The organism is Streptomyces sp. NPDC093221 (assembly GCF_044753885.1).
GTDB lineage: Bacteria > Actinomycetota > Actinomycetes > Streptomycetales > Streptomycetaceae > Actinacidiphila.
The window spans coordinates 250525-271407 of sequence record NZ_JBIVOA010000010.1; the positions used below are offsets into that span (position 1 = coordinate 250525).

General features: G+C 71.3%; 21 protein-coding genes. 11 read left to right on the forward strand and 10 right to left on the reverse strand.

The window, feature by feature from the left end:
• Positions 1 to 58 precede the first annotated feature (58 nt).
• Both ACIQCJ_RS30965 and clpS read right to left on the reverse strand, forming a co-directional pair.
• On the reverse strand, positions 59 to 616 hold the full coding sequence (locus tag ACIQCJ_RS30965; protein WP_402713199.1) for a DUF2017 domain-containing protein: 558 nt from the start codon (positions 614 to 616) through the stop codon (positions 59 to 61).
• Positions 616 to 927: an ATP-dependent Clp protease adapter ClpS gene (gene clpS / locus ACIQCJ_RS30970; protein WP_188282151.1), complete on the reverse strand. Its 312-nt coding sequence runs from the start codon at positions 925 to 927 to the stop codon at positions 616 to 618. Before clpS ends, ACIQCJ_RS30965 begins: the two co-directional genes overlap by 1 nt.
• A 153-nt stretch (positions 928 to 1080) precedes the next feature.
• Here clpS and ACIQCJ_RS30975 point away from each other — a divergent pair, with 153 nt between their 5' ends.
• Together ACIQCJ_RS30975 and ACIQCJ_RS30980 are read left to right on the forward strand one after the other, a co-directional pair.
• Positions 1081 to 2409: a nicotinate phosphoribosyltransferase gene (locus tag ACIQCJ_RS30975; RefSeq protein ID WP_391047120.1), complete on the forward strand. Its 1329-nt coding sequence runs from the start codon at positions 1081 to 1083 to the stop codon at positions 2407 to 2409.
• Between the two features lie 163 nt (positions 2410 to 2572).
• Positions 2573 to 3163 (forward strand): isochorismatase family protein, encoded by a 591-nt coding sequence (locus tag ACIQCJ_RS30980; RefSeq protein WP_355343078.1) that lies wholly within the window; start codon positions 2573 to 2575, stop codon positions 3161 to 3163.
• Between the two features lie 17 nt (positions 3164 to 3180).
• Here ACIQCJ_RS30980 and ACIQCJ_RS30985 read toward each other — a convergent pair whose 3' ends face one another.
• Both ACIQCJ_RS30985 and ACIQCJ_RS30990 read right to left on the reverse strand, forming a co-directional pair.
• Positions 3181 to 3504: a hypothetical protein gene (locus ACIQCJ_RS30985; RefSeq protein ID WP_355343075.1), complete on the reverse strand. Its 324-nt coding sequence runs from the start codon at positions 3502 to 3504 to the stop codon at positions 3181 to 3183.
• Between the two features lie 159 nt (positions 3505 to 3663).
• A complete protein-coding gene (locus tag ACIQCJ_RS30990) occupies positions 3664 to 6072 on the reverse strand; it encodes an immune inhibitor A domain-containing protein (RefSeq protein WP_355343072.1) in 2409 nt (802 codons plus the stop codon).
• 316 nt (positions 6073 to 6388) lie between these two features.
• Between ACIQCJ_RS30990 and ACIQCJ_RS30995 the strand changes: the two genes are divergently transcribed.
• Complete coding sequence (locus tag ACIQCJ_RS30995) at positions 6389 to 6733, forward strand: hypothetical protein (RefSeq protein WP_355343069.1); 345 nt, start codon at positions 6389 to 6391, stop codon at positions 6731 to 6733.
• A gap of 144 nt (positions 6734 to 6877) precedes the next feature.
• Here ACIQCJ_RS30995 and ACIQCJ_RS31000 read toward each other — a convergent pair whose 3' ends face one another.
• The 3 genes from ACIQCJ_RS31000 to ACIQCJ_RS31010 all read right to left on the reverse strand — a co-directional run bounded on the left by ACIQCJ_RS31000 (position 6878) and on the right by ACIQCJ_RS31010 (position 9490).
• Complete coding sequence (locus tag ACIQCJ_RS31000) at positions 6878 to 7351, reverse strand: RDD family protein (RefSeq protein ID WP_355343066.1); 474 nt, start codon at positions 7349 to 7351, stop codon at positions 6878 to 6880.
• Positions 7352 to 7425: 74 nt separating this feature from the next.
• The gene (locus ACIQCJ_RS31005) at positions 7426 to 8187 is read right to left on the reverse strand and encodes an RDD family protein (protein ID WP_391047128.1); all 762 of its coding nucleotides are present in this window, start codon (positions 8185 to 8187) and stop codon (positions 7426 to 7428) included.
• A 115-nt stretch (positions 8188 to 8302) separates the two neighbouring features.
• On the reverse strand, positions 8303 to 9490 hold the full coding sequence (locus ACIQCJ_RS31010) for an RDD family protein (protein ID WP_402713177.1): 1188 nt from the start codon (positions 9488 to 9490) through the stop codon (positions 8303 to 8305).
• 319 nt (positions 9491 to 9809) lie between these two features.
• Between ACIQCJ_RS31010 and ACIQCJ_RS31015 the strand changes: the two genes are divergently transcribed.
• Positions 9810 to 10289: an SsgA family sporulation/cell division regulator gene (locus ACIQCJ_RS31015; protein ID WP_355343286.1), complete on the forward strand. Its 480-nt coding sequence runs from the start codon at positions 9810 to 9812 to the stop codon at positions 10287 to 10289.
• A gap of 25 nt (positions 10290 to 10314) precedes the next feature.
• On the opposite strand, the gene ACIQCJ_RS31020 is transcribed toward ACIQCJ_RS31015, so the two are convergent.
• Both ACIQCJ_RS31020 and hppD read right to left on the reverse strand, forming a co-directional pair.
• Positions 10315 to 11685, reverse strand: coding sequence for an FAD-linked oxidase C-terminal domain-containing protein (locus ACIQCJ_RS31020; RefSeq protein ID WP_355343057.1), 1371 nt, complete (start codon positions 11683 to 11685; stop codon positions 10315 to 10317).
• A 67-nt stretch (positions 11686 to 11752) separates the two neighbouring features.
• Entirely contained in the window at positions 11753 to 12868 is a 1116-nt protein-coding gene (gene hppD / locus ACIQCJ_RS31025; RefSeq protein WP_355343054.1) for a 4-hydroxyphenylpyruvate dioxygenase, read from the reverse strand.
• A 124-nt stretch (positions 12869 to 12992) separates the two neighbouring features.
• On the opposite strand from hppD, the gene ACIQCJ_RS31030 reads away from it, so the two are divergent.
• From ACIQCJ_RS31030 to ACIQCJ_RS31060, 7 genes are all read left to right on the forward strand, one after another.
• On the forward strand, positions 12993 to 13463 hold the full coding sequence (locus ACIQCJ_RS31030) for an Lrp/AsnC family transcriptional regulator (protein WP_093716663.1): 471 nt from the start codon (positions 12993 to 12995) through the stop codon (positions 13461 to 13463).
• Positions 13464 to 13504: 41 nt separating this feature from the next.
• Complete coding sequence (locus ACIQCJ_RS31035) at positions 13505 to 14152, forward strand: ABC transporter permease (protein ID WP_355343051.1); 648 nt, start codon at positions 13505 to 13507, stop codon at positions 14150 to 14152.
• Positions 14145 to 15440 (forward strand): betaine/proline/choline family ABC transporter ATP-binding protein, encoded by a 1296-nt coding sequence (locus ACIQCJ_RS31040; RefSeq protein ID WP_402713178.1) that lies wholly within the window; start codon positions 14145 to 14147, stop codon positions 15438 to 15440. The genes ACIQCJ_RS31035 and ACIQCJ_RS31040 overlap by 8 nt, the downstream gene beginning before the upstream one ends.
• A complete protein-coding gene (locus ACIQCJ_RS31045) occupies positions 15437 to 16384 on the forward strand; it encodes an ABC transporter permease (protein WP_402713179.1) in 948 nt (315 codons plus the stop codon). The genes ACIQCJ_RS31040 and ACIQCJ_RS31045 overlap by 4 nt, the downstream gene beginning before the upstream one ends.
• On the forward strand, positions 16381 to 17352 hold the full coding sequence (locus tag ACIQCJ_RS31050) for a glycine betaine ABC transporter substrate-binding protein (protein ID WP_391163964.1): 972 nt from the start codon (positions 16381 to 16383) through the stop codon (positions 17350 to 17352). The genes ACIQCJ_RS31045 and ACIQCJ_RS31050 overlap by 4 nt, the downstream gene beginning before the upstream one ends.
• Before the next feature lie 141 nt (positions 17353 to 17493).
• A complete protein-coding gene (locus ACIQCJ_RS31055) occupies positions 17494 to 18105 on the forward strand; it encodes a helix-turn-helix domain-containing protein (protein ID WP_188284047.1) in 612 nt (203 codons plus the stop codon).
• A gap of 164 nt (positions 18106 to 18269) precedes the next feature.
• Positions 18270 to 19595: an MFS transporter gene (locus ACIQCJ_RS31060; RefSeq protein WP_355343039.1), complete on the forward strand. Its 1326-nt coding sequence runs from the start codon at positions 18270 to 18272 to the stop codon at positions 19593 to 19595.
• 7 nt (positions 19596 to 19602) lie between these two features.
• On the opposite strand, the gene ACIQCJ_RS31065 is transcribed toward ACIQCJ_RS31060, so the two are convergent.
• Positions 19603 to 20397, reverse strand: coding sequence for a S16 family serine protease (locus ACIQCJ_RS31065; RefSeq protein WP_355343036.1), 795 nt, complete (start codon positions 20395 to 20397; stop codon positions 19603 to 19605).
• Positions 20398 to 20883: the final 486 nt, after the last annotated feature.

The following is a 20883-nucleotide window of genomic DNA, read 5'->3' on the forward strand; positions in this document are numbered from 1 at the left end:
GGCTCGGGCGCCGCTCAGGTGAGGGCCGCATGGGGCTCAGGCGAGGGCCGCGCGGGGCTCAGGTGAGGGCTTCGAGCAGGGTCTCCTGGAGCAGGCCGAACCACTGGAAGGCGAGCATCAGCGGCTTGCGCGGGTCCTCGTCCGGCAGATGGTACAGCTCGCTGCGCTCGTCCTCGCTGACCTCCAGCCGGGCGCCGATGGACAGCCGCAGGTCGTTGAGCGTGCCGAGCCACTGGCGGGCCTCGTCGGCGCTGAGCCGGATCAGCGGGCCGCCCGCGTCCAGCGCGCGCAGCACGGCGAGGGCGTCCTCGCGCTTGCGGGCGCGCAGGTCGTTCTCGGTGAAGCGGCGGAATTCGGCGGCGTCGGCGGTCTCCTCGTACGCGCTCGGGAAGAGCCGGGCCAGCGCCGGGTTCTCCGGGGGCTTGGTGGGGCCGTCGGCGAAGAGCGCGGCCAGCGGGTCGTCGTCGGCCTCCGCGGGCTGGTTGCCCGGACCCACGAGTTCGAGCAACTGCGCCGTGAGGCTGCGGAGGATGGAGATCTCCACCGTGTCCAGCTCGATCGCGGCGCCGCCGCCGCGGACCCGCTCGAAGTAGCCCGCACGGGCGCGGCGGCCCATCAGCGGTCCTGCGTCAAGGTGGCCCACAGGCCGTATCCGTGCATCGCCTGCACGTCGCGTTCCATCTCCTCGCGGGTGCCGCTCGACACCACGGCGCGGCCCTTGTAATGGACGTCTTCCATCAGCTTCTTGGCCTTGCCCTTCGAGTACCCGAAGTAGGTCTGGAAGACATACGTCACGTAGCTCATGAGGTTGACGGGGTCGTTGTGGACGAGGGTCACCCACGGCACGTCCGGCGCGGGAACCTCGAAAGGCGCTTCGCTCGCTTCGGGACGCTCGACTTCTACTGGCGCGACACTCACAGGTTCCATGCTGCCGCTCCTGTGGTGCCTCGCACAAATGGGCGTGCGCGGCACCGCCGAATGGGGGGTTTTGCGCCCGCGCGGAATCCGCCGGTGTGCGGCGCCGCACACTTGCCCCGAGAAATCGTCACTCTGACGAGTATTGGGGGTAGCATCCTCGCCATGAGCACAGCAGACCTGGGACTGCCGGTGGACGTGCCGTCCACCGCCCTGTTCACCGACCGGTACGAGCTGACGATGCTGCGGGCCGCCCTGCGCAGCGGCGCCGCGCAGCGCCGCTCGGTCTTCGAGGCGTTCACCCGCAGGCTGCCCGAGGGGCGCCGCTACGGAGTGGTCGCCGGCACCGGCCGGGTCCTCGACGCGGTGGAGAACTTCCGCTTCGACGAACCCGTGCTGGAATTCCTCGAGCGCGAGGGCGTGGTGGACTCCGCGACCCTCGACTGGTTGGCGGGCTACCGCTTCACCGGCGACATCTGGGGATACCCGGAGGGCGAGGTGTACTTCCCCGGCTCGCCGATCCTGCGCGTCGAGGGCACCTTCGCCGAGGCCGTGCTGCTGGAGACGGTCATCCTGTCGATCCTCAACCACGACTCGGCGATCGCCGCGGCGGCCTCCCGGATGGCGGTGGCCGCGGGCGGCCGTCCGCTGATGGAGATGGGCGCCAGGCGCGCCCACGAGCTGGCCGCGGTGGCCGCCTCGCGGGCCGCGTACATCGGCGGCTTCGGCTCCTCCTCCAACCTCGCCGCCGGTTTCCGGTACGGCATCCCGACCATCGGCACCAGCGCGCACGCCTTCACGCTGCTGCACGACACCGAGCGCGACGCGTTCACCGCCCAGGTGGACGCGCTCGGCCGCGGCACGACGCTGCTGGTGGACACGTACGACCTCACCAGCGCCGTGCGCACCGCCGTGGAGATCGCCGGGCCCGAGCTGGGAGCGGTCCGGATCGACTCCGGCGACCTGCTGCTGCTCGCCTACCGGGTGCGCCAGCAGCTCGACGACCTCGGCGCCAAGGACACGAAGATCATCGTGACCTCCGATCTGGACGAGTACGCCATCGCCTCGATGGCCGCCGCGCCCGTGGACGCCTACGGGGTCGGCACCTCCCTGGTCACCGGCAGCGGGCACCCCACCTGCTCGATGGTCTACAAGCTCGTGGCCCGCGCCACCTCCGACGACCCCGACGAGCCGCTGGTCTCCGTCGCCAAGAAGTCCCTCGGCGGCAAGACGAGCGTCGGCGGCCGCAAGTGGGCCGCCCGGCGGCTCGACGAGGACGGCGTCGCCGCCGCCGAGGTGGTCGGCACCGGGGCCGTGCCGCCCGAGCTCGCCGACCGCCAGCTCCTCGTCCCCCTCGTCCGCCACGGCGAGGTCATCGGCCGCGAGCCCCTCGACTCCGCCCGCGCCCGCCACATCACCGCTCGCGCGGGCCTTCCCCTCTCCGCGACCCAGCTCTCCCGCGGCGAGCCCGTCCTCCCCACCGAACTGATGTGACCCCCGCGGGGGCGCCCCCTCAGGGGCGCGAGGAACCGCGCGAGCGGCCCGTCGACGGCTGAGCGCGCGGTTCCCCGCGCAGCGGGGAGGGCAACGTCTTACGTTGGGGGGAGCGCACCCCTAGGCTCGGGACCGTTTCCACACTTTCCGCCGGAAGGGCAAAATGCACCGCGCATTGATCGTCGTCGACGTGCAGAACGACTTCTGCGAGGGCGGCAGCCTCGCGGTGACCGGCGGGGCCGACGTGGCCGCGGCGATCACGGACCTGATCGGGGAGTCGGCGGGCAGCTACCGGCACGTCGTCGCCACCAGGGACCACCACATCGACCCGGGCTCGCACTTCTCGGACCGGCCGGACTTCGTGACGTCGTGGCCGGTGCACTGCGTCGCGGGCACGGAGGGCGCGGGGTTCCACCCGAACTTCGCGCCCGCGGTCGCTTCCGGCGCGGTGGACGCGGTCTTCGACAAGGGGGCGTACGCGGCGGCGTACAGCGGCTTCGAGGGCCTGGACGAGAACGGCGCGGCGCTGACCGGCTGGCTGCGCGAGCGCGGCGTCACGGAGGTGGATGTGGTGGGCATCGCCACCGACCACTGCGTGCGGGCGACCGCGCTGGACTCCGTACGCGACGGCTTCACGACCCGTGTGCTGCTCTCGCTGACCGCGGGCGTGGCGCCCACGACGACCGACCGGGCGCTGGTGGAGCTGCGCGAGGCGGGCGTGGAGCTGACCGGCGCCCCGGTGGTCGCCGGCTAGCGCGGAGTACGGTTCAGCTAGCGCGGAGTACGGTTCAGCGCCGAGATCGGGTGCCACAGCTCGGTGCTGGCGCCGACGTCCCCCTTGCCGCGGTATTCGCGCCAGACCAGGCCGTCCGGGTGGTGCAGGACCGCGGTGACCTCGTCGGGCGTGGGCGGCTCGGCGTTGCCGGTGAGCCGGGCGCCGCGGAAGCCGAGGTTGCTGAGCCGGGTGAGGGCGCGCTGCCGGTTCTGGGCGTGCACCACGACCCGTACCGTGCGTTCGGGGCACGCCGGATGCGGCAGGCCGAGTGCGACGACGACCGTGCCGCCCGGGAGCTTGGTGAATCCACCGACCGCCATGGTCACATCATCAGCCGTTCGGCCGCCGCCCACCAGAGGACGACGGCCGAACGCGGGATGAACCCGGATGAAACAGCAGGTCACAGCGGGTGCGACCCGATCAGGACGATCTTCGTGCGGTGACCGTCCCGGTGATTAGCCCGGCGATCGGCGCGGTGATCAGCGGTGCGCCGGCCCGACCTGGAGGGTCATCGTGCTCCCGTCGAGCGCCTCACCGACGATGGTGATCCGGGTGTTGGTGTCCTGCACCTTCACCCCGCCGGTCGGGTTCGCGGCGTCCCAGTAGGAGCCGTAGTGGTCGTCGAAGACCGGGTTGCCGAGCTTCGCCTTGACCTTGGTGGCGACACCGTTGGTGTGCACGGTGAAGCCGTCGGTCGGGAACCAACTGAACGGCGAGTCGTACGCCTGGATGCGGTTGCGCATCACGCTGCCGTCCGACCACTTCTCCGCCTTGGCGTGGGCGTCGATCGGCAGGATCTGGCCCGTGCCGGGGTGGATGCCGACGTTGTTGTCGGACTGCGAGGTGTCCCACAGCCAGACCAGCAGACCGTTCTGGTACGGGTAGTGCTCGACCCAGTCCGGCCGGGTGCTCGTCCAGCCGAAGTTGTACGGGCCGGTCTTCAGCGTCTTGTCGTACGAGACGTACTGCCGGTTCTCCGCGATGTAGTACTGCGGGTAGTCGTTGGTGAACGACGCCCCGATCCGGGAGAAGCCCTTGGCGGTCCAGCCGTTGTCGTCCGTCTCGGCGCCGTCGGTGAAGACGGTCGCGCCGTCCGCGGTGACCGAGATCGCGTCGGCCGCGAAGCCCTGCTGGGCCACGCCACCGTCGGTCAGGTAGCGGAAGCGGAGCTGGATCTGCTTGCCCGCGTAGGCGTTCAGCGGGAAGGACAGGTCCTGGTACGCGCCGTTGGTGCCGGTCAGCGCCGGGGTGCCGCCGCCGTCGCGCGGGATGGACTTGCCGTTGGCGGTGCCGTCGAGCGCGGTCCAGGTGGCCCCGCCGTCGGCGGACGCCTCGGTGTAGAGGTAGTCGTACCCCTCCTCGATGTCCCACCAGCCCTTGAGGGCCAGCGACGCCGAGGACTTGCCGGTCAGGTCGACCGAGCGGGTCAGGGTGTTGGACAGGTTGTCGCCGCTGCCGCTCCACCACTGCTTGCTGCCCTCGGCGGGCGCGGTGATGGCGGTGGTGACCGCCTTGTCGGGCAGCGAGACGATCAGCGCCTGCTTGTCCTTGGTGTTGTACTCGGCGACGCCCAGCTTGGTCGTCGAGCGCGAAGCGGCCTTGGCCGTACCGTAGTTGAGCCAGCCGAGCTGGAGCTTGTCCCAGGCGCTCATGTCGTCCGGGAGGTCGCCGATCGAGTCCTTGCCGGTGCCCATCCAGGAGCCGGAGGACATCAGCGACCAGAAGCCGACGCTGGACTCGCCGACGTACGTGGTGTCGTACTCGTCGGGCAGGCCGAGGTCGTGGCCGTACTCGTGCGCGAAGACGCCGAGTCCGCCGTTCTCCGGCTGGAGGGTGTAGTCACCGATCCAGACGCCGGTGTTGCCGATCTGCGTGCCGCCGGACTTGTTGTCGGCCGGGCCCGTGCGGCCCGCGTCGGTGCCGTAGGCGTACCAGCGGTGCGCCCACAGCGCGTCCGTGCCCTGGGCGCCGCCGCCCGCGGACTCGTCCTCGCCCGCGTGCACGATCTGGAAGTGGTCGATGTAGCCGTCGGGCTCGTTGAAGTTGCCGTCGCCGTCGTAGTCGTAGCGGTCCCACTGGTCGTACTGGGCCAGGTCCGCCTTGATCTGCGCGTCGGTGCGGCCCTGGGCCTTCTGGTCGGCGACGTACGCGGTGGTGGCGTCGCGGATCAGGTCCCAGGCGCTGGAGCAGGTGCTGGCGCCGCAGTAGTTGGAGCCGTAACGGGCCTCGTTCCAGGGCACCTTGACCCAGGAGGAGACCTCGCCCTCCACCGAGTAGCGGCCCGAGGACTGCTTCTCGTAGTACTTCGCCAGCGACTCCTTCTTCGCGTCGTGCGAGAAGTAGAGGTCGTTGAAGTGCTGCTGGTTGTAATCCGCCTGCCAGGCCGTGCTGTTGTCGTTCTTCGGGTCCGGCTTGGCGATGGTGTTGTGCGCGGGGCCCGGGTCGCCGCCGTACTTCACGACCGGCGGCTGCGGGCCGTCGGGGCCGTCCGGGTCGTACGTCGTGGTGTTGTCGACCTGGTCGCCGAACTCGACAAGAATCGTGAAGATCTTGTCGGTCTGCTCGCGGCCCAGCTCGACGTACTTGCTCTTCTTGCCCTTGCCGGAGCCGAGTTGGACGACCTTCGAGCCGCCGCGCTGCTGCACGGTCGCGTCGCCGTTCACGACCTGCTGAAGCGCGGCCGTACGCTCGGCCGACTGCTTCTCGCTGAACGGGCCCGGCAGATCGTGGGCCTGGTTCTCCGCCGGATCGTGGCTGGCCACGGGTGCGGGCTGCCCCTTCTCGGCGGGAGCCGCGTACGCCCCCGCGGTGGTGACCGCGGTGACGCCCAACACGGCTATCGCGAGGGCCAGGGCGGCGGGTGTGGTGATCCTCCGCTGCGTTTTCAAGATTTTTGACCTCCCCTTGAGAAAGGCCATTGCATCGGAGTGACGGGAGAAAAAACAGATCTTGACTTGAGCATGGCAGGCCAGTACGTTTACCGGTTTCCCGGCACCGCTCAGCGGACCCACAGGTCACACCAACCGGCCGCCGCCGTCCGGGCGTTGACGGACACTGGCGTCCGCAGGATGAGACGCCTGACACGCTTGCGACCCCGTGCGCCCCCTCGTGCTCCGCACCGTGGGTTAGGTCACGCTTACCCCATGTTCGGGCCGGGCATGCCGAAGCGTAGAGCCAGCCCGCTACCGAGGACGGATTCCCCCAATGCCACGTCCTACGACCGCGCAACTCGCCTACGGTTCCCTGACCGTTGTCCTGTCCACCTTCGCGATGCTCCTGCTGTCGGACGCACGGTCCGGCGTGGGAGTCGCCGTCATTTGCGCGGCGGGACTGATCCTGGGCCTGCTCGTCGCGGTGACCGTCACCCTGCCCTTCGTCGCCCGGGTGCGGTCCGCCCAGGCCCGGCCCAGCGCCTCCACCGGTTCCACCGTTCCCGCCGCCGAGTCCGGCGCCCAACCGTCCCCCGCACAGCGCCCGCTCCCACGGGCTGCCGGCGGTCGCGGCGTACGCGAGTCGTCGCGGGTCAGCGAGGCGTCACTACGACGCTGAGGCCCGGCGCGGACCCGCGCGGAAGACCCGCACCGCATGTCACCACTGAAGGCACTTCGGCACTTCGGCGCTTCACGGCGCCACCGCTTCATCGCTCCAGCGCTCGTCCGCTGCACCGCTTCACCGCGTCACCGCTTCACCGCGTCAGACGGCGGCCACGACCACGGTCCTGGCCGCCTTGTCGTGCAGGCACTGCCGGAACGGCTTGTCCCAGGTGCACCACAGGGAGTTGAGCAGCCAGAAGAGCGGGCCGATCAGGATCGTGACGAGCACGCCGGGCAGCGCGTAGACCGCGGCCCGCGTCCAGCCGACGCCGCCGGGGACCGCGCCGTCCTCCAGGCGCGCCGCGCGTATCCGCAGCAGCATCTTGCCGAGGGTCTGCCCGCGGGCGGCCGTCATGGCTCCCTCGTAGAGGAAGTACGCGATGAAGGTCGCCGCCCCCGCGAGGATCTCCTTGCCGCGGCCCGCGTCACCTGGATTGGACAGATCACCGCCGAACACCGCCGCGCTGAGCAGCACGTCGAGGACGATCAGGATCGCGGTGTCGACGACCCGGGCCAGGAACCGCTGGCCGAGGGAGGCGAGCGGGGCCATCCCGGACGGCTGGTCTGCACTCATGACGCTCAGTCAATCAGCCATCCGGGTGGCGGTACAGGGCGTGTGCGGCGCCCTTCCGCCCGGCCGCCGGTCCGTCAGGCGGTCTGGACGACCACCGTCTTGGCGGCCTTGTCATGGAGCCCCTGCTTGTACGGCTTGTCGAACAGCACCGTGATGCCGAGGATCACGAACCAGACGCAGCTGCAGCAGAAGGCGGGCAGCCACAGCACGAGCGCGCGCAGCCCCGCCGCCGCGGAGGTGGGCACGCTGCCGTTCTCCAGCATCGCCACGCGCAGCTTCATCAGCTTCTTGCCCACCGTCTGGCCGGTGGACCGGGTCATGAACCACTCGTAGAGGAAGCCGAGCACCGCGAAGAAGGCGCCGCCGACCGCCGACTTGCCGCTGCTGAAGTTGTCGGTGCCGCCCGCCGCCCAGTCCAGCAGACCGGCCGGGATCAGCACGATGATCACGTCGATCACGCGGGCCAGCACGCGCTTGCCGCCGTCCGCCAGCGGCGGCATCCCGGCCAGCGGGTCCTGCGGGGCGCCGCCGTAGGGGTTGTTGGGGTCACCGGGCCCGCCGGGACCGCCGGGACCGCCGCCGTACGGGTTTCCCGGACCGCCGGGACCGCCGCCGCCGTACGGATTCGCCGGGCCGCCGGGACCGCCGCCGTAGGGGTTGTCGGAGCCGCCGGGGCCGCCCGGAGTGGCGGGACCGCCGCCGTACGGGTCGCCGCCGTACGGATTGCCCGGCGGCGGGGTGCCCTGGGCGCCGTTGTACGGGCCGCCGGCCTGGTCGCCTGGCGGCTTGGCGAAGGGGTCCTGGGGGGAACCGGGCGCTGGCTGATCGGTACTCATGTCCCGAGTCAAACCCGGACACCGGCCGCCCGCCCGCTGCGGACTCCGTTCGGAGTACGGCGCCGCCCCGGACGTACGGCATCGGCGCGGACGTACGCCCCCCCCGGACGTGACCTCAGTCGGCCGCCACGAACGTCCGCGCGGCCTTGTCGTGCCAGCACTGGCGCCACGGGCGGTCGAAGAGGCACCAGGCGAGGCCGACGACGCCGACGACCAGGACGTCCAGCACGGTGTGGGTCAGCCAGCGGCGAAGGCTCGGGCCGAAGGCCGGCGGGATCTGCGCCTCGACGTCCAGCACCCGCAGGCCCACCAGCTTCTTGCCCAGCGTGCGCCCCCACTTGACGGTCGGCAGCACTTCGAGCAGCAGGCCCGCCAGGACCGCCACCAGCAGCACCACGGCCAGCTCCAGGCCCGTCGTGCCGTCGATCAGCCACACCTTCACGGTCTCGCCGCTCTGCTTCGCGTCGTCCACCTTCGTGTGGATGTGGTGGTACGCGGCCGTGCCCAGCGGTACGGCCGCGGCGGCGGTCACCGCGCAGAACAGCACCGTGTCGAGCACGCGCGCCGCGAACCGCCGCACCAGCGCGCCCGGCCGCCCCTGCGCCGAGATCATGCTCAGGAACGGGTCACCGGCCGGGGGCCGCCACGGCGCCGGGCGCTCCTCGCCCGCGGGCCGCTCCTGCTCCCCCGCCGACTGCCGGGCCAGATGGTGCACCTGCTGCGCCCAGGGCGCGGCCTGCGGTTGAGGCTGCGGCTGGGCCTGCGGCTGCGGTTGAGACTGGGGGGCGGCCTGCGGCTGCGGCTGGGCGTGCGGCTGCGGCTGGGCCTGGGCCTGCGGCTGGTGGGGCGGTGTCCGCGGCTGGGGCCGCTCGGCGGCGGGCGGAGGCTGCTGCGCGGGCACGCCCGGCGCGGCGGCCGTGCCCGCGGCGCCCCAGGAGATCCGCGGCGGCTCGGCGCCGGGCTCCTGCCCGGCGGGCCGGGGCCAGGAAGGAGCGGGCTCCGGGGCGGACGCCGGGGCCGCAGCGGGCGCCGGCGTACCGAAGTCGGAGTGCGGCGCCCCCGGGTCCTCGTCGAGGAACATTGGCCCGGACTCGTCCATCGCCGGGGCGGGCGGAGGGGAAGAAGAAGGGGACGGGGACGGAACCGGCGCCTCACCCGCGGCGGGCGCGGGCCGGCTCGTACCCGGCACCCAGGTGGAGCCGTTCCAGTAGCGGATGTAGTTCGGGACCGAGGGGTCAGGGTAGTAGCCCGGGGCCGGGGACGCGGAGGAGGAACCGGAGGAGCCAGAAGTGGGTGCGCTCATGGTTCACGGAATCCGTATCTGCTCGGTCTGGGGGGTTTGTGACGTCCACATCTACCAGACGCGCGGGCCCGGCGTGACCGCCGTTCCCCGCACCGCCCGGCTTCGGAGGGCGTACTTGTCTTTACCCGTACGCGCCCCCTCGTGCCCGTGCTTCAGGAAATTTGAACCGAATCCCGCGAACCCGCGTAATGGTTGGAGTGGTACGCGCTCTCTCCTGGTGCAGGCCCCGGCGCAGCACCCGCTGCGCGTCACCGAAGACACCGCGGAACACGCGGAACGCGAAATGGGGCTGCCGCGCCGAGGAAAGGATGTCGAGTCGATGCACACCGTGGTGGAACGCGAACTGGAAATGCAGCTAGTGCTGTCGCCGGAGCGGAGCATCCCCGTACCCGCCAGGCTGGCCTATCGCACGGATGATCCCTTTGCCGTGCACATCACTTTCCACGTGGGCTCCGACGCCCCCGTGAACTGGACCTTCGCCCGCGAGCTGATCGTGGAGGGGGTGTTCAGGCCGTGCGGTCACGGTGACGTGCGGATCTGGCCGACGAAGGTCAACGGCCGCAGCGTGATCTGTCTGGCCCTCAGCTCCCCCGACGGCAACGCGCTGCTGGAGGCGCCCTCGTCGCCGGTCGCGGCCTGGCTGGAGCGGACGCTGCGGGTGGTGCCGCCGGGCACCGAGCACGAGCAGCTCGGCATGGACGACGGTCTCAGCCGGTTGCTCGCCCCGACCACGCGGGACGAGCTGTGGCTGAGCGATCCGTGGTCGGGGAAGGACGAGACGCCGGACGCGGGGGCGTGAGGGCCGGGCACGCCCGGCGCGGCCCTCAGAACAGCTTGCCCGGATTCAGCAGCCCGAGCGGGTCGAAGACGGCCTTCACGCCGCGCTGCAACTCGACGCCGGTGGGGCCGAGTTCGCGGGCCAGCCAGTCCTTCTTGAGCAGGCCGACGCCGTGCTCGCCGGTGATGGTGCCGCCGAGCGCGAGACCGAGCGCCATGATCTCGTCGAAGGACTCGCGGGCCCGCAGGGCCTCGTCGGGGTCGTGCGCGTCGAAGCAGACCACGGGGTGGGTGTTGCCGTCGCCCGCGTGCGCGCACACCCCGATCGTCAGGCCGAACTTGGCCGAGATGTCCGCGACGCCGTCCAGCATCTCGCCGAGCTTCGCGCGCGGTACGCACACGTCGTCGATCATCATGGCCGTCGAGATCGTCTCCAGCGCCGTCAGCGACAGGCGGCGCGCCTGGAGCAGCATCTCGGACTCGGCGCTGTCCTCCGCGGGCACCACGTCGGTGGCGCCCGCCGCCGTGCACAGCTCGCCGACCGCGGCGAGGTCGGCGGCCGGGTCGGCGGTGTCGAAGGCGGCGAGCAGCATGGCCTCGGTGGTCTCGGGCAGGCCCATGTTCGCCATCGCGTTGACCGCGCGGATGGTCGTGCCGTCCATCAGCTCCAGCAGCGACGGCACATGGCCGCTCTCCATGATCGAGCAGACGGCGGCGCAGGCCGCGGCGGCCGACGGGAATTCGGCGACCATGGCGAGCTGGCGCGGCGGCGCGGGCCGCAGCGCGAGGACCGCCTTCACGACGATGCCGAGGGTGCCCTCGGAGCCGACGAAGAGCCGCGTGAGGTCGTATCCCGCCACGCCCTTGGCGGTGCGCCGCCCGGTGGTCAGCAGCCGCCCGTCGGCCAGCACCACCTCGAGGCCGAGGACGTACTCGGCCGTCACCCCGTACTTCACGCAGCACAGGCCGCCCGCGCCGGTGCCGATGTTGCCGCCGATCGTGCACTGTTCCCAGCTCGACGGGTCCGGCGGGTAGGACAGGCCGTGCTCGCCGACCGCCCTGGACAGCACGGCGTTGACGACGCCCGGTTCGACCACGGCGATCCGGTCGACCGTGTCGATCTCCAGGATGCGGTCCATCTTCACCAGCGAGAGCACGATGCAGCCGTCCATGGCGTTGGCGCCGCCGGACAGCCCGGTCCGCGCCCCCTGCGGTACGACCGGCGCCCGGTGCGCGGTCGCGGTCCGCATGACGTGCTGCACGTCCTCGGTGCTGCGGGGCAGCACGACCGCCGCCGGGGTGCCGACGGCGGAGAAGCTCGCCATGTCCTGGGAGTACGCCGCGACGACGTCGGGGTCGGTCAGTACCGCCTCCGGCGGCAGGCCGCCGCGCAGTGCGGTGATCAGTTCATCGTGCATGTGTTCACCCTGACAGGCCGGGGCCCCGCCCTCAAGGGCGGGACCCCCGCGAGACCACAGGGTGAGATCAGAGGTTGCCGCGCAGCTCCTGCTCCCGCTCGATCGCCTCGAACAGGGCCTTGAAGTTGCCCTTGCCGAAGCCCATGGAGCCGTGGCGCTCGATCATCTCGAAGAAGACGGTCGGGCGGTCCTGGACCGGCTTGGTGAAGATCTGGAGCAGGTAGCCGTCCTCGTCGCGGTCCACGAGGAGCTTGAGTTCGCGCAGTGTCTCGACGGGGACGCGGGTCTCGCCCGCCCATTCGCCGAGGGTGTCGTAGTAGGAGTCGGGGGTGTCGAGGAATTCGACACCGGCGGCGCGCATGGCGCGTACGGAGGCGACGATGTCGTTGGTGGCCAGCGCGATGTGCTGGACGCCGGGGCCGCCGTAGAACTCCAGGTACTCGTCGATCTGGGACTTCTTCTTGGCGACGGCCGGCTCGTTGAGCGGGAACTTCACCTTGAGCGTGCCGTCGGCCACGACCTTGGACATCAGCGCCGAGTACTCGGTGGCGATGTCGTCGCCGACGAATTCCTTCATGTTGGTGAAGCCCATGACCCGGTTGTAGAAGGCCACCCACTCGTTCATCCGGCCGAGTTCGACATTGCCGACGCAGTGGTCGATGGCCTGGAAGAAGCGCCGCGCCGGGGGCTCGACCACCGGCTCGGCGGCGACGAAGCCCGGCATGTAGGGGCCGTCGTAGCCGGTGCGGTCGACCAGGGTGTGCCGGGTCTGGCCGTACGTGGCGATGGCGGCGAGCACGACGGTGCCGTGGTCGTCCTTCAGCTCGTACGGCTCGGTGAGGCCGGTGGCGCCGTGCTCGACGGCGTACGCGTACGCGGCGCGCGCGTCGGGGACCTCCAGGGCGAGGTCGACGACGCCGTCGCCGTGGGCGGCGACGTGGTCGGCCAGGAAGCGGCCGTGGTCGGTGGCGGGCTTGATGACGGAGGTGAACACGAAGCGCGCGCCGCCCGACTCCAGGACGTAGGAGGCGGTCTCGCGGCTGCCGTTCTCGGGTCCCGAGTAGGCGACGCGGCGCATGCCGAAAGCGGTGGAGTAGTAGTGCGCGGCCTGTTTGGCGTTGCCCACGGCGAAGACGACGGCGTCCATGCCCTTTACCGGGAAAGCATCCTGGGTCTCAGTCATGACAAAAGCGTCCCGCCGCTTGTCAGGGTGCGCAATAGTTCCGGATTTCAGTGGACAGTCTGCACAGCGGAAGCGAGGATCGACGGGTCAATCTGTGCAGCATGACCACGGAAGGCGGCGGGGTATGGGGATCGACGCGCTGGACGGGCGGCTGATCACGCTGCTGGACCGGGAGCCGCGGATCGGCGTGCTGGAGGCGTCCCGGCGGCTGGGGGTGGCGCGCGGCACGGTGCAGGCGCGGCTCGACCGGCTGAGGGCCAATGGGGTGATCCGCGGCTTCGGCCCGCAGGTGGACCCGGCGGCGCTCGGCTATCCGGTGACGGCGTTCGCCACGCTGGAGATCAAGCAGGGCCAAGGGGCCGACGTACGGGCGCACTTGACCACCGTGCCGGAGGTGCTGGAGCTGCACACCACGACCGGTCAGGGCGACATGCTCTGCCGTCTGGTGGCCCGTTCCAACGCCGATCTCCAGCGGGTGATCGACCGCGTTGTCGGCTTTGATGGGATTGTCCGGGCCGCCACGGCCATCGTCATGGAGAACCCGGTCCCGCTGCGGATCATCCCGCTGGTGGAGCAGGCGGCGCGCGACACCTAGACGCGCCACGCGGTCGAAGGAGACGGGGAGGTGGCGGCGCGGTGAGCTTCTGGCAGTACCTCTCCAACCGGCACCAGCAACTGCTCACCGACGCCTTCCAGCACGCCAGCGCGGTGTTCCAGTGCATGGTGCTCGCGACCGTGATCGGCGTCCTGATCGGTGTCCTGACCTACCGCAGCGACTGGGCGGGCAATCTCGCGGTCACCTCGACCGCGACCATCCTCACCATCCCGTCGCTGGCCCTGATCGGTCTGCTGATCCCGGTCCTGGGCCTGGGCGTGCCGCCGACGGTGACCGCGCTGACGCTGTACGGGCTGCTGCCGGTCGTCCGCAACTCCATCGTCGGGCTGCGCGGTGTGGACCCCGCGCTGGTGGACGCGGCCAAGGGCATCGGCATGTCGCGGGTGGCCCGGCTGCTGCGGGTGGAGCTGCCGCTGGCCTGGCCGCCGATCCTGACCGGTATCCGGGTCGCCACCCAGATGCTGATGGGTATCGCGGCGGTGGCCGCGTACGCCTCGGGCCCCGGCCTCGGCAACGAGATCTTCCGCGGCATCGCGTCGCTGGGCAGCGCCAACGCGCTCAACGAGGTGCTGTCCGGCACGCTCGGCATCATCGTCCTCGCGCTGCTCTTCGACGCCGCGTACGTGGGCATCGGCCGTCTGACCATTCCGAGGGGGATCCGTGTCTGAGCAGTGGTCACCGCAGGACCGGGAGCAGCCGGCGCCCGCCGGGGTGGCGGGCGCCACCATCGAGCTGGAGAACCTGACCAAGCGCTACCCGGGCAGCCAGGACCCGGCCGTGGACAGCGTCAGCATGGAGATCAAGGCCGGTGAGACGGTGATCTTCGTGGGCCCTTCCGGCTGCGGCAAGTCCACCACGCTGAAGATGATCAACCGGCTGATCGAGCCGTCGTCCGGGCGGATCAGGATCAACGACGAGGACGTCACCGCGATCGACCCGGTCAAGCTGCGCCGCAAGGTCGGGTACGCCATCCAGTCGTCCGGTCTCTTCCCGCACATGACGGTCGCGGAGAACATCGCGCTGGTGCCGAAGATGGTCGGCTGGAGCAAGTCGCGGGTCAAGGACCGGGTCGAGGAGATGCTCGACCTGGTGGGCCTGGACCCGCGGGAGTTCCACGGCCGCTACCCGCGCCAGCTCTCCGGCGGACAGCAGCAACGCGTGGGCGTGGCACGGGCGTTGGCGGCCGACCCGCCGGTGCTGCTGATGGACGAGCCGTTCGGCGCGGTCGACCCGATCACCCGCGACCACCTCCAGGACGAACTGATCAGGCTCCAGCACGAGTTGCACAAGACGATCGTCTTCGTCACGCACGACTTCGACGAGGCCATCAAGCTCGGTGACCGGATCGCGGTGCTCCGCGAGCACTCGCACATCGCCCAGTTCGACACGCCGGAGGCCATTCTCACCAACCCGGCCGACGACTTCGTGTCCGGCTTCGTCGGCGCCGGCGCGGCGCTCAAGCGGCTCAATCTCACCCGCGTGCGCGATGTCGGCATCGCCGAATTCCCCGCGGTGGGCGTCGACGAGCCGTTGCAGTCGATCTTCGAGCGGCTGCGCACCAGCCAGCACAACGAACTGCTGCTGCTCGACCGGCGGCGCCGCCCGTACAAGTGGCTGCGGCGCGGCGATCTGATGCGCGCCAAGGGGTCGTTGGCACGGGCGGGCACGATCGTGCACGACACGGTGACGCGGGACGCGACACTGCGGGACGCGCTGGAGGCGGTGCTGACCGACAGCGGCGGGCGGGTGGCGGTGACCGGGCGGCGCGGCGAATTCGTGGGCGTGGTCGACATGGAGACGCTGATGAACTCGGTGCAGGAGATGCTGGAGGCCGACCGGCTGACCGCGATGGAGCACCAGCACGAACTGGCCGAGTCGCAGGCCGGGCAGGGGCACGAGGAGGAGCGGGCACGCGCCGAGCAGGAGGGCGCGGCGGGCGCGGAGCCGGCGTCATGAGCCCGGACGGCCCGGACCGCGCGACGGGGGCCAGCCGCGCCGACGGCGGCCGGTCCCACCCGTCGGGCCGGGACACCCGCGACGCCGGGGAGCGCCGTCCCCCCGGCGAGCACGACGTGCGCGGCCTGGCCTTCCGCGACGACGACGGCGGTACGGAGCACGAGGAGCACGACGGCGGGCCCGCGCCCGCCGCGACCAGGCCGAAGCCCAAACTGACGTGGCGGAAGCTGGTGTTCACCCCGGTCGTGCTGGCCGCCGTGCTGCTCGCCACGTATCTGTGGATCACCAACATCCACCTGGACGCGATCGAGAAGAATTCGCTCGACGACGGCAATGTGCAGCTCCGGCTCTGGCAGCACGTGAAGCTGACCGCGATCTCCACCTTCTGGGTGCTGGTGATCGCCATCCCCGTCGGCATCGCGCTGACCCGGCGGCGGCTGCGCAGGGTCGCGCCGTTCGTGACCGCGCTCGCCAACATCGGCCAGGCCACCCCGGCGATCGGCCTGCTGGCGCTGCTGGTGATCTGGCTGGGCATCGGCGCCCGCACCGCGATCATCGGCATCGTGGCCTACGCGGTGCTGCCGGTGCTCTCCAACACCGTCGCGGGGCTCAAGGCCATCGACCCGACGCTGGTGGAGGCCGCGCGCGGCATCGGCATGTCGGCGCCCGGCGTGCTCGCCAAGGTCGAACTGCCGCTCGCCGTACCGCTGATCCTCGCGGGCGTGCGGACCGCGCTGGTGCTCAACGTCGGCACCGCCACGCTGGCCACCTTCGGCGGGGGCGGCGGCCTCGGCGACCTGATCACCTCCGGCATCGTCAACCAGCGGATGCCGGTGCTGATCCTCGGCTCGGTGCTGACGGTGGTGCTCGCGCTGTTCGTGGACTGGCTGGCCTCGGTCGCCGAGCAGTTGATGCGCCCCCGCGGCCTGGAGGTGACGGCGTGACGCGGCGGCGTACGGGGCTCGTGGCGCTCTGCGGCGCCGCCCTGCTGGCGTCCTGCGGGCTGACCAGCGGCAGCCCGCTGGTGGACAACGTCAAACCGGGCTCGATCGGGCAGGGCGAACCCCTCAAGGGCGCCCACCTGGTGATCACGTCCAAGAACTTCAGCGAGAACATCATCCTGGGCGAGATGATCGGCCTCGCCTTCAAGGCGGCGGGCGCGAGCGTGCTGGACCGGACGAACATCACCGGCTCGATCGGCGCCCGCGAGGCGGTCAAGTCCGGTCAGGCGGACGCGATGTACGAGTACACCGGCACCGCCTGGATCACGTATCTGGGGCACACGGAACCCATCAAGAATCCCCAGGCGCAGTGGCAGGCCGTGCACGACGCGGACCTGAAGAACGGCCTGACCTGGCTGCCGCCGTCCACGCTGAACAACACGTACTCGCTCGCCGTCAGCCAGCGCAACAACGCGAAGTACCACCTCAAGACGCTCTCCGACGTGGCCGCGCTGGCGAAGAAGGACCCCAAGGCCGTGACGCTGTGCGTGGAGAACGAGTTCGCCTCCCGGCAGGACGGCCTGCCCGGCATGATGAAGGCGTACGACATGGACATCCCCAGCTCGCGGATCCAGAAGATGGACGCGGGGATCATCTACACCCAGGTGAACAAGAGCGGTTCCTGCCTGCTGGGCGAAGTGTACACCACCGACGGCCGCATCCAGTCGATGCACCTGACCGTCATGGAGGACGACAAGCACTTCTTCCCCAACTACAACGCGGCGCCCGTCATCTACAGCAAGGCGTTCAAGAAGTACCCGGCCATCGCCAAGCTCCTCGACCCGATCAGCGCCAAGCTGGACACGGCGGTCGCGCAGAAGCTGAACGCCCAGGTGGACGTGGACGGGCAGGACCCGCACGACGTGGCGAAGAAGTGGCTGATCGCGGAGGGCTTCATCAAGAACGGGTGAGGGGGGCCCTGCGGGGCTCGGGGGGTACGGCTCGCGGGGTACGGGCCGGGGGTACGGCTCGGGCGTACGGCTCCGTGGATGCAAAGCTATTTTGCAAAAGAGCGTTGCAAAGGTGCTTTGCACGCGCTTAAGGTGGTGTCCATGACGGACAAGAAGGACGCGGTGCCGATCGGCCCGATCTCGGACGAGGATCTGCTGACCCTCGACGCCAGGTCGCTGCGCGGCCTCGCCCACCCGCTGCGGATGCGGCTGCTGGCCGCGCTGCGCGACCGCGGCCCCGCCACGGCCTCCCAACTGGCCGACCGGCTCGGCGAGTCCAGCGGTGCGACCAGCTACCACCTGCGCCAGCTCGCCTCGTTCGGCCTGGTCGAGGACGACCCCGGCCGCGGCACCGCGCGCGAGCGCTGGTGGAAGGCGGTGCACCGGGGCCAACGCTTCGACAGCATCGGGGAGTTCGTCCGGCACCCCGACCCCGAGGTGCGCGCCGCGATGAGCACCTTCCTGGTCGAGCACGCCACCAGCAGCGCCGAGCAGGTGGCGACCTGGATGAGCACGATGCACACCTGGCCGAAGGTCTGGCAGGAGGCGTGGGACTCCAGCCGCTTCACGCTGCGCCTCACGCCGCAGGACGCGGTGGAGCTGAGCGAGCGGGTGCACGCGCTCGTGGAGTCCTTCCGCGAGCGGGAGACGGACGGGCCGGAGGGTGAGCGGGTCCGGGTGCAGTTCCACGAGTTCCCGATCGCGTCCGACTGACCCCGCTCCCCCGCGCCGCGCGCGCCGTCACCGCACGCGCAGCCGTATCCGTATCCGTACCCGTACCGGCTCCCTGTCCGTACCGGCTCCCTGTCCGTACCGGCCCGTAATTCCGTAGCTCCGTCACTCCGTATCAACGACCCATCGTCACGGGGGAATTCGCCATGCCCGCACGCACCGCGATACCGCACGCCCACCACCGGCCCGACGGGTCGGGACCGGCCCGCGACCGGCGCCCGCTGGGGGTGCTGCTGGCCGCCAACGTGGTCTCGATCGCCGGGAACATGCTCACCGTCGTCGCCGTCCCGTGGTTCGTGCTGGAGACCACCGGGAGCCCGGCGCGGGCCGGTCTGGTCGCCTTCGCGGCCACCCTGCCGGTCGTGCTCGCCGCGATCCTGGGCGGCCCGCTGATCGACCGGCTCGGCTACGCGGTCACGAGCGTCGTGTCGGACGTGGTGTGCGCGGCGGCCATGGCGGCCGTACCGCTGCTGCATCTGACCGTCGGGCTGCGCTACTGGGAACTGCTCGCGCTGGTCGGCGTCAGCGGCCTCTTCCACGCCCCCGGCGAGACCGCCCGCGAGGTGCTGATGCCCCGGCTCGCCGCACGCGCCGACACCACCGTGGCGCGGGCGTCGAGCGCGTACGAGGGCGCGTCGCGCGGCGCCCGTATGCTCGGCGCCCCGCTGGCTGGCGTGCTCATCTCGGTGATGGGCGCCACCAATACGCTGCTGGTCGACGCGGCGACCTTCGCGGTGTCCGCGGTGCTGATCGGGATCGGGGTACGGGACCGGACGCCGGCGGAGGCGCCGGAGCCGCCGAAGGAGTCCGCCGGCAGTTACCGGGCCGAACTGCGCGAGGGATTCGCCTACTTGGTGGCCGCGCGGCTGCTGTTCGCCATCGTGGTGATGGTGATGGTGACCAACGCGCTGGACCAGGCGTGGTCGGCGGTGCTGCTGCCGGTGGACGCCCGCGAGCACCTGGGCGGTTCGGTGAGCGTCGGCCTGGTCGCCGGGACCTTCGGCGGCGGCGCGCTGATCGGCTCGCTGACGTACGGCGTCGTCGGCCACCGGGTGTCGCAACGCGGCCTCTACATCGGCGCGTTCCTCATCAGCGGCTTCCCCCGGACGGCCGTGGCCGCCTTCGTGCCCGGTCTGACCCCGCTCCTGGTCACCTGCGCGGTGTGCGGGCTGGCCGCCGGGGTCCTGAACCCGATGATCGGCACCGAGATGGTCCGCCTGGTCCCCGAGCGGCTGCGCAGCCGGGTCTTCGGCGCCGTCACCTCCGGCGTCCTGGTCGCCGTGCCGCTGGGCGGCCTGCTCGGCGGCTTCCTCGTCCAGTACGCGGGCCTGCGCACCGCCATGGCCACCGTCAGCGCCGTCTATCTGCTCACGACGCTGAGCCCGCTCGTCCTGCCCGCCTTCCGGCACTGGAACGACGAGCCCGGCGACGAGCCCGCCGTGTCGCCGGGCGCCGCGCGGGCGTCGGTCTAGCCGCCGTCTAGCAGGTCGGCAGCTTTCCGCCCTTGTCCAGGGCGGCCAGGGCCGCCAGCGCGCCGTCCAGGTCGTTGACCGGGACCAGCCTGAGCCCGTCGGGCAGCTCCGCCTTGGCGTCGGAGCACTCGCCGCGCGGTACGAGGAAGACGGTCGCGCCGTCGCGGCGGGCGGCCTGCTCCTTCAGCGGCACCCCGCCGACCGCGCCGACCTTGCCCGAGGCGTCGATGGTCCCGGTGCCCGCGATGGTCCGGCCGCCGGTGAGGTCGCCGCCGTGGCCGTCGCCGTTGATCTTGTCGATGATGCCGAGTGCGAAGAGCAGCCCGGCGCTGGGGCCGCCGACGTCGGCGAGCTGGAGATCGACCTTCACCTTGGACGGTGAGAGCCCGAGGTGCTTGAGCGCGGCCGTCGTCGCCGCGTCCTGCGAGTCGGTCATCTCCTTGCGGTTCGCCTTCTCGATCTCCTTCACCGAGCCGCCGGTGGGGTAGACCGAGTCGCGCGGCATCGCCGCCTGGTCCTTCTTGAACCACGCCTTCAGCACGTCGGTGACGTGCACCGAGGCGTCCGGTGACGTCGCCTGGATCGTCACCATCCGCAGTTGCCCGCTCGTCCTGCGCACCGGTGTCCCGCTCACCGTGATCACCTGCGTCCCCTGGTCCGCCCCCAGCACGTTCGCCGTCAGCCCCGGCTCCACGATCGAGATCGGGAGCGGGGCGAGGGCCGCGACGGCCAGCAGCCCGGCCGTGACTGCTCCGCAGACGGCCAGAGTCACGGTCCGCCGGGAGACGCTGCTTCTACGCATGCCGCCGACCCTATTTCACACCCCCCGCCCTCGCGGCCACGCCCCCGCACGACCAGCGCCCCGCCAGGGGCGCGAGGAACTGCGCGAGCAACCCACCACCGGCCGGTGGCCCGGACCCAACCGAACAGCCCCGCCGCCCCCGGCAAAGCAACCGCCCCGGGGCCGGGCCCCAGCTCCCCGCACGCACGCACGACCAGCGCCCCCTCAGGGGCGCGAGGAACTGCGCGAGCAACCCACCACCGGCCGGTGGCCCGGACACAACCGAACCGCCCCACCGGGGCGGGTGGTGACCTGCGGCAGCATCATGGCTGGCCGCGCAGTCCCCCGCGCCCCCCAAAACACGGCCCACCGCCCCCAGCAAAACAACCGCCCCGGGGCAGCAGCCCAAAACGCGTAGCCGGCGTCCCAGCAAAGGAGCCCCCCTTGGGCCGGGCCCGTGAAGACGCGTAGCCGGCGTCCCGGCAAAGGACCCGGCACGGGCCCGGG

Coding starts and splice junctions, on each gene's coding strand:
- hppD (WP_355343054.1), bottom strand. CDS start 12,868: ATGACTGAGACCCAGGATGCTTTCCCGGTAAAGGGCATGGACGCCGTC.
- ACIQCJ_RS30980 (WP_355343078.1), top strand. CDS start 2,573: ATGCACCGCGCATTGATCGTCGTCGACGTGCAGAACGACTTCTGCGAG.
- ACIQCJ_RS30985 (WP_355343075.1), bottom strand. CDS start 3,504: ATGGCGGTCGGTGGATTCACCAAGCTCCCGGGCGGCACGGTCGTCGTC.
- ACIQCJ_RS31060 (WP_355343039.1), top strand. CDS start 18,270: ATGCCCGCACGCACCGCGATACCGCACGCCCACCACCGGCCCGACGGG.
- clpS (WP_188282151.1), bottom strand. CDS start 927: ATGGAACCTGTGAGTGTCGCGCCAGTAGAAGTCGAGCGTCCCGAAGCG.
- ACIQCJ_RS31015 (WP_355343286.1), top strand. CDS start 9,810: ATGCACACCGTGGTGGAACGCGAACTGGAAATGCAGCTAGTGCTGTCG.
- ACIQCJ_RS31030 (WP_093716663.1), top strand. CDS start 12,993: ATGGGGATCGACGCGCTGGACGGGCGGCTGATCACGCTGCTGGACCGG.
- ACIQCJ_RS31010 (WP_402713177.1), bottom strand. CDS start 9,490: ATGAGCGCACCCACTTCTGGCTCCTCCGGTTCCTCCTCCGCGTCCCCG.
- ACIQCJ_RS30965 (WP_402713199.1), bottom strand. CDS start 616: ATGGGCCGCCGCGCCCGTGCGGGCTACTTCGAGCGGGTCCGCGGCGGC.
- ACIQCJ_RS31020 (WP_355343057.1), bottom strand. CDS start 11,685: ATGCACGATGAACTGATCACCGCACTGCGCGGCGGCCTGCCGCCGGAG.
- ACIQCJ_RS31065 (WP_355343036.1), bottom strand. CDS start 20,397: ATGCGTAGAAGCAGCGTCTCCCGGCGGACCGTGACTCTGGCCGTCTGC.
- ACIQCJ_RS31000 (WP_355343066.1), bottom strand. CDS start 7,351: ATGAGTGCAGACCAGCCGTCCGGGATGGCCCCGCTCGCCTCCCTCGGC.
- ACIQCJ_RS30975 (WP_391047120.1), top strand. CDS start 1,081: ATGAGCACAGCAGACCTGGGACTGCCGGTGGACGTGCCGTCCACCGCC.
- ACIQCJ_RS31005 (WP_391047128.1), bottom strand. CDS start 8,187: ATGAGTACCGATCAGCCAGCGCCCGGTTCCCCCCAGGACCCCTTCGCC.
- ACIQCJ_RS31045 (WP_402713179.1), top strand. CDS start 15,437: ATGAGCCCGGACGGCCCGGACCGCGCGACGGGGGCCAGCCGCGCCGAC.
- ACIQCJ_RS30995 (WP_355343069.1), top strand. CDS start 6,389: ATGCCACGTCCTACGACCGCGCAACTCGCCTACGGTTCCCTGACCGTT.
- ACIQCJ_RS31055 (WP_188284047.1), top strand. CDS start 17,494: ATGACGGACAAGAAGGACGCGGTGCCGATCGGCCCGATCTCGGACGAG.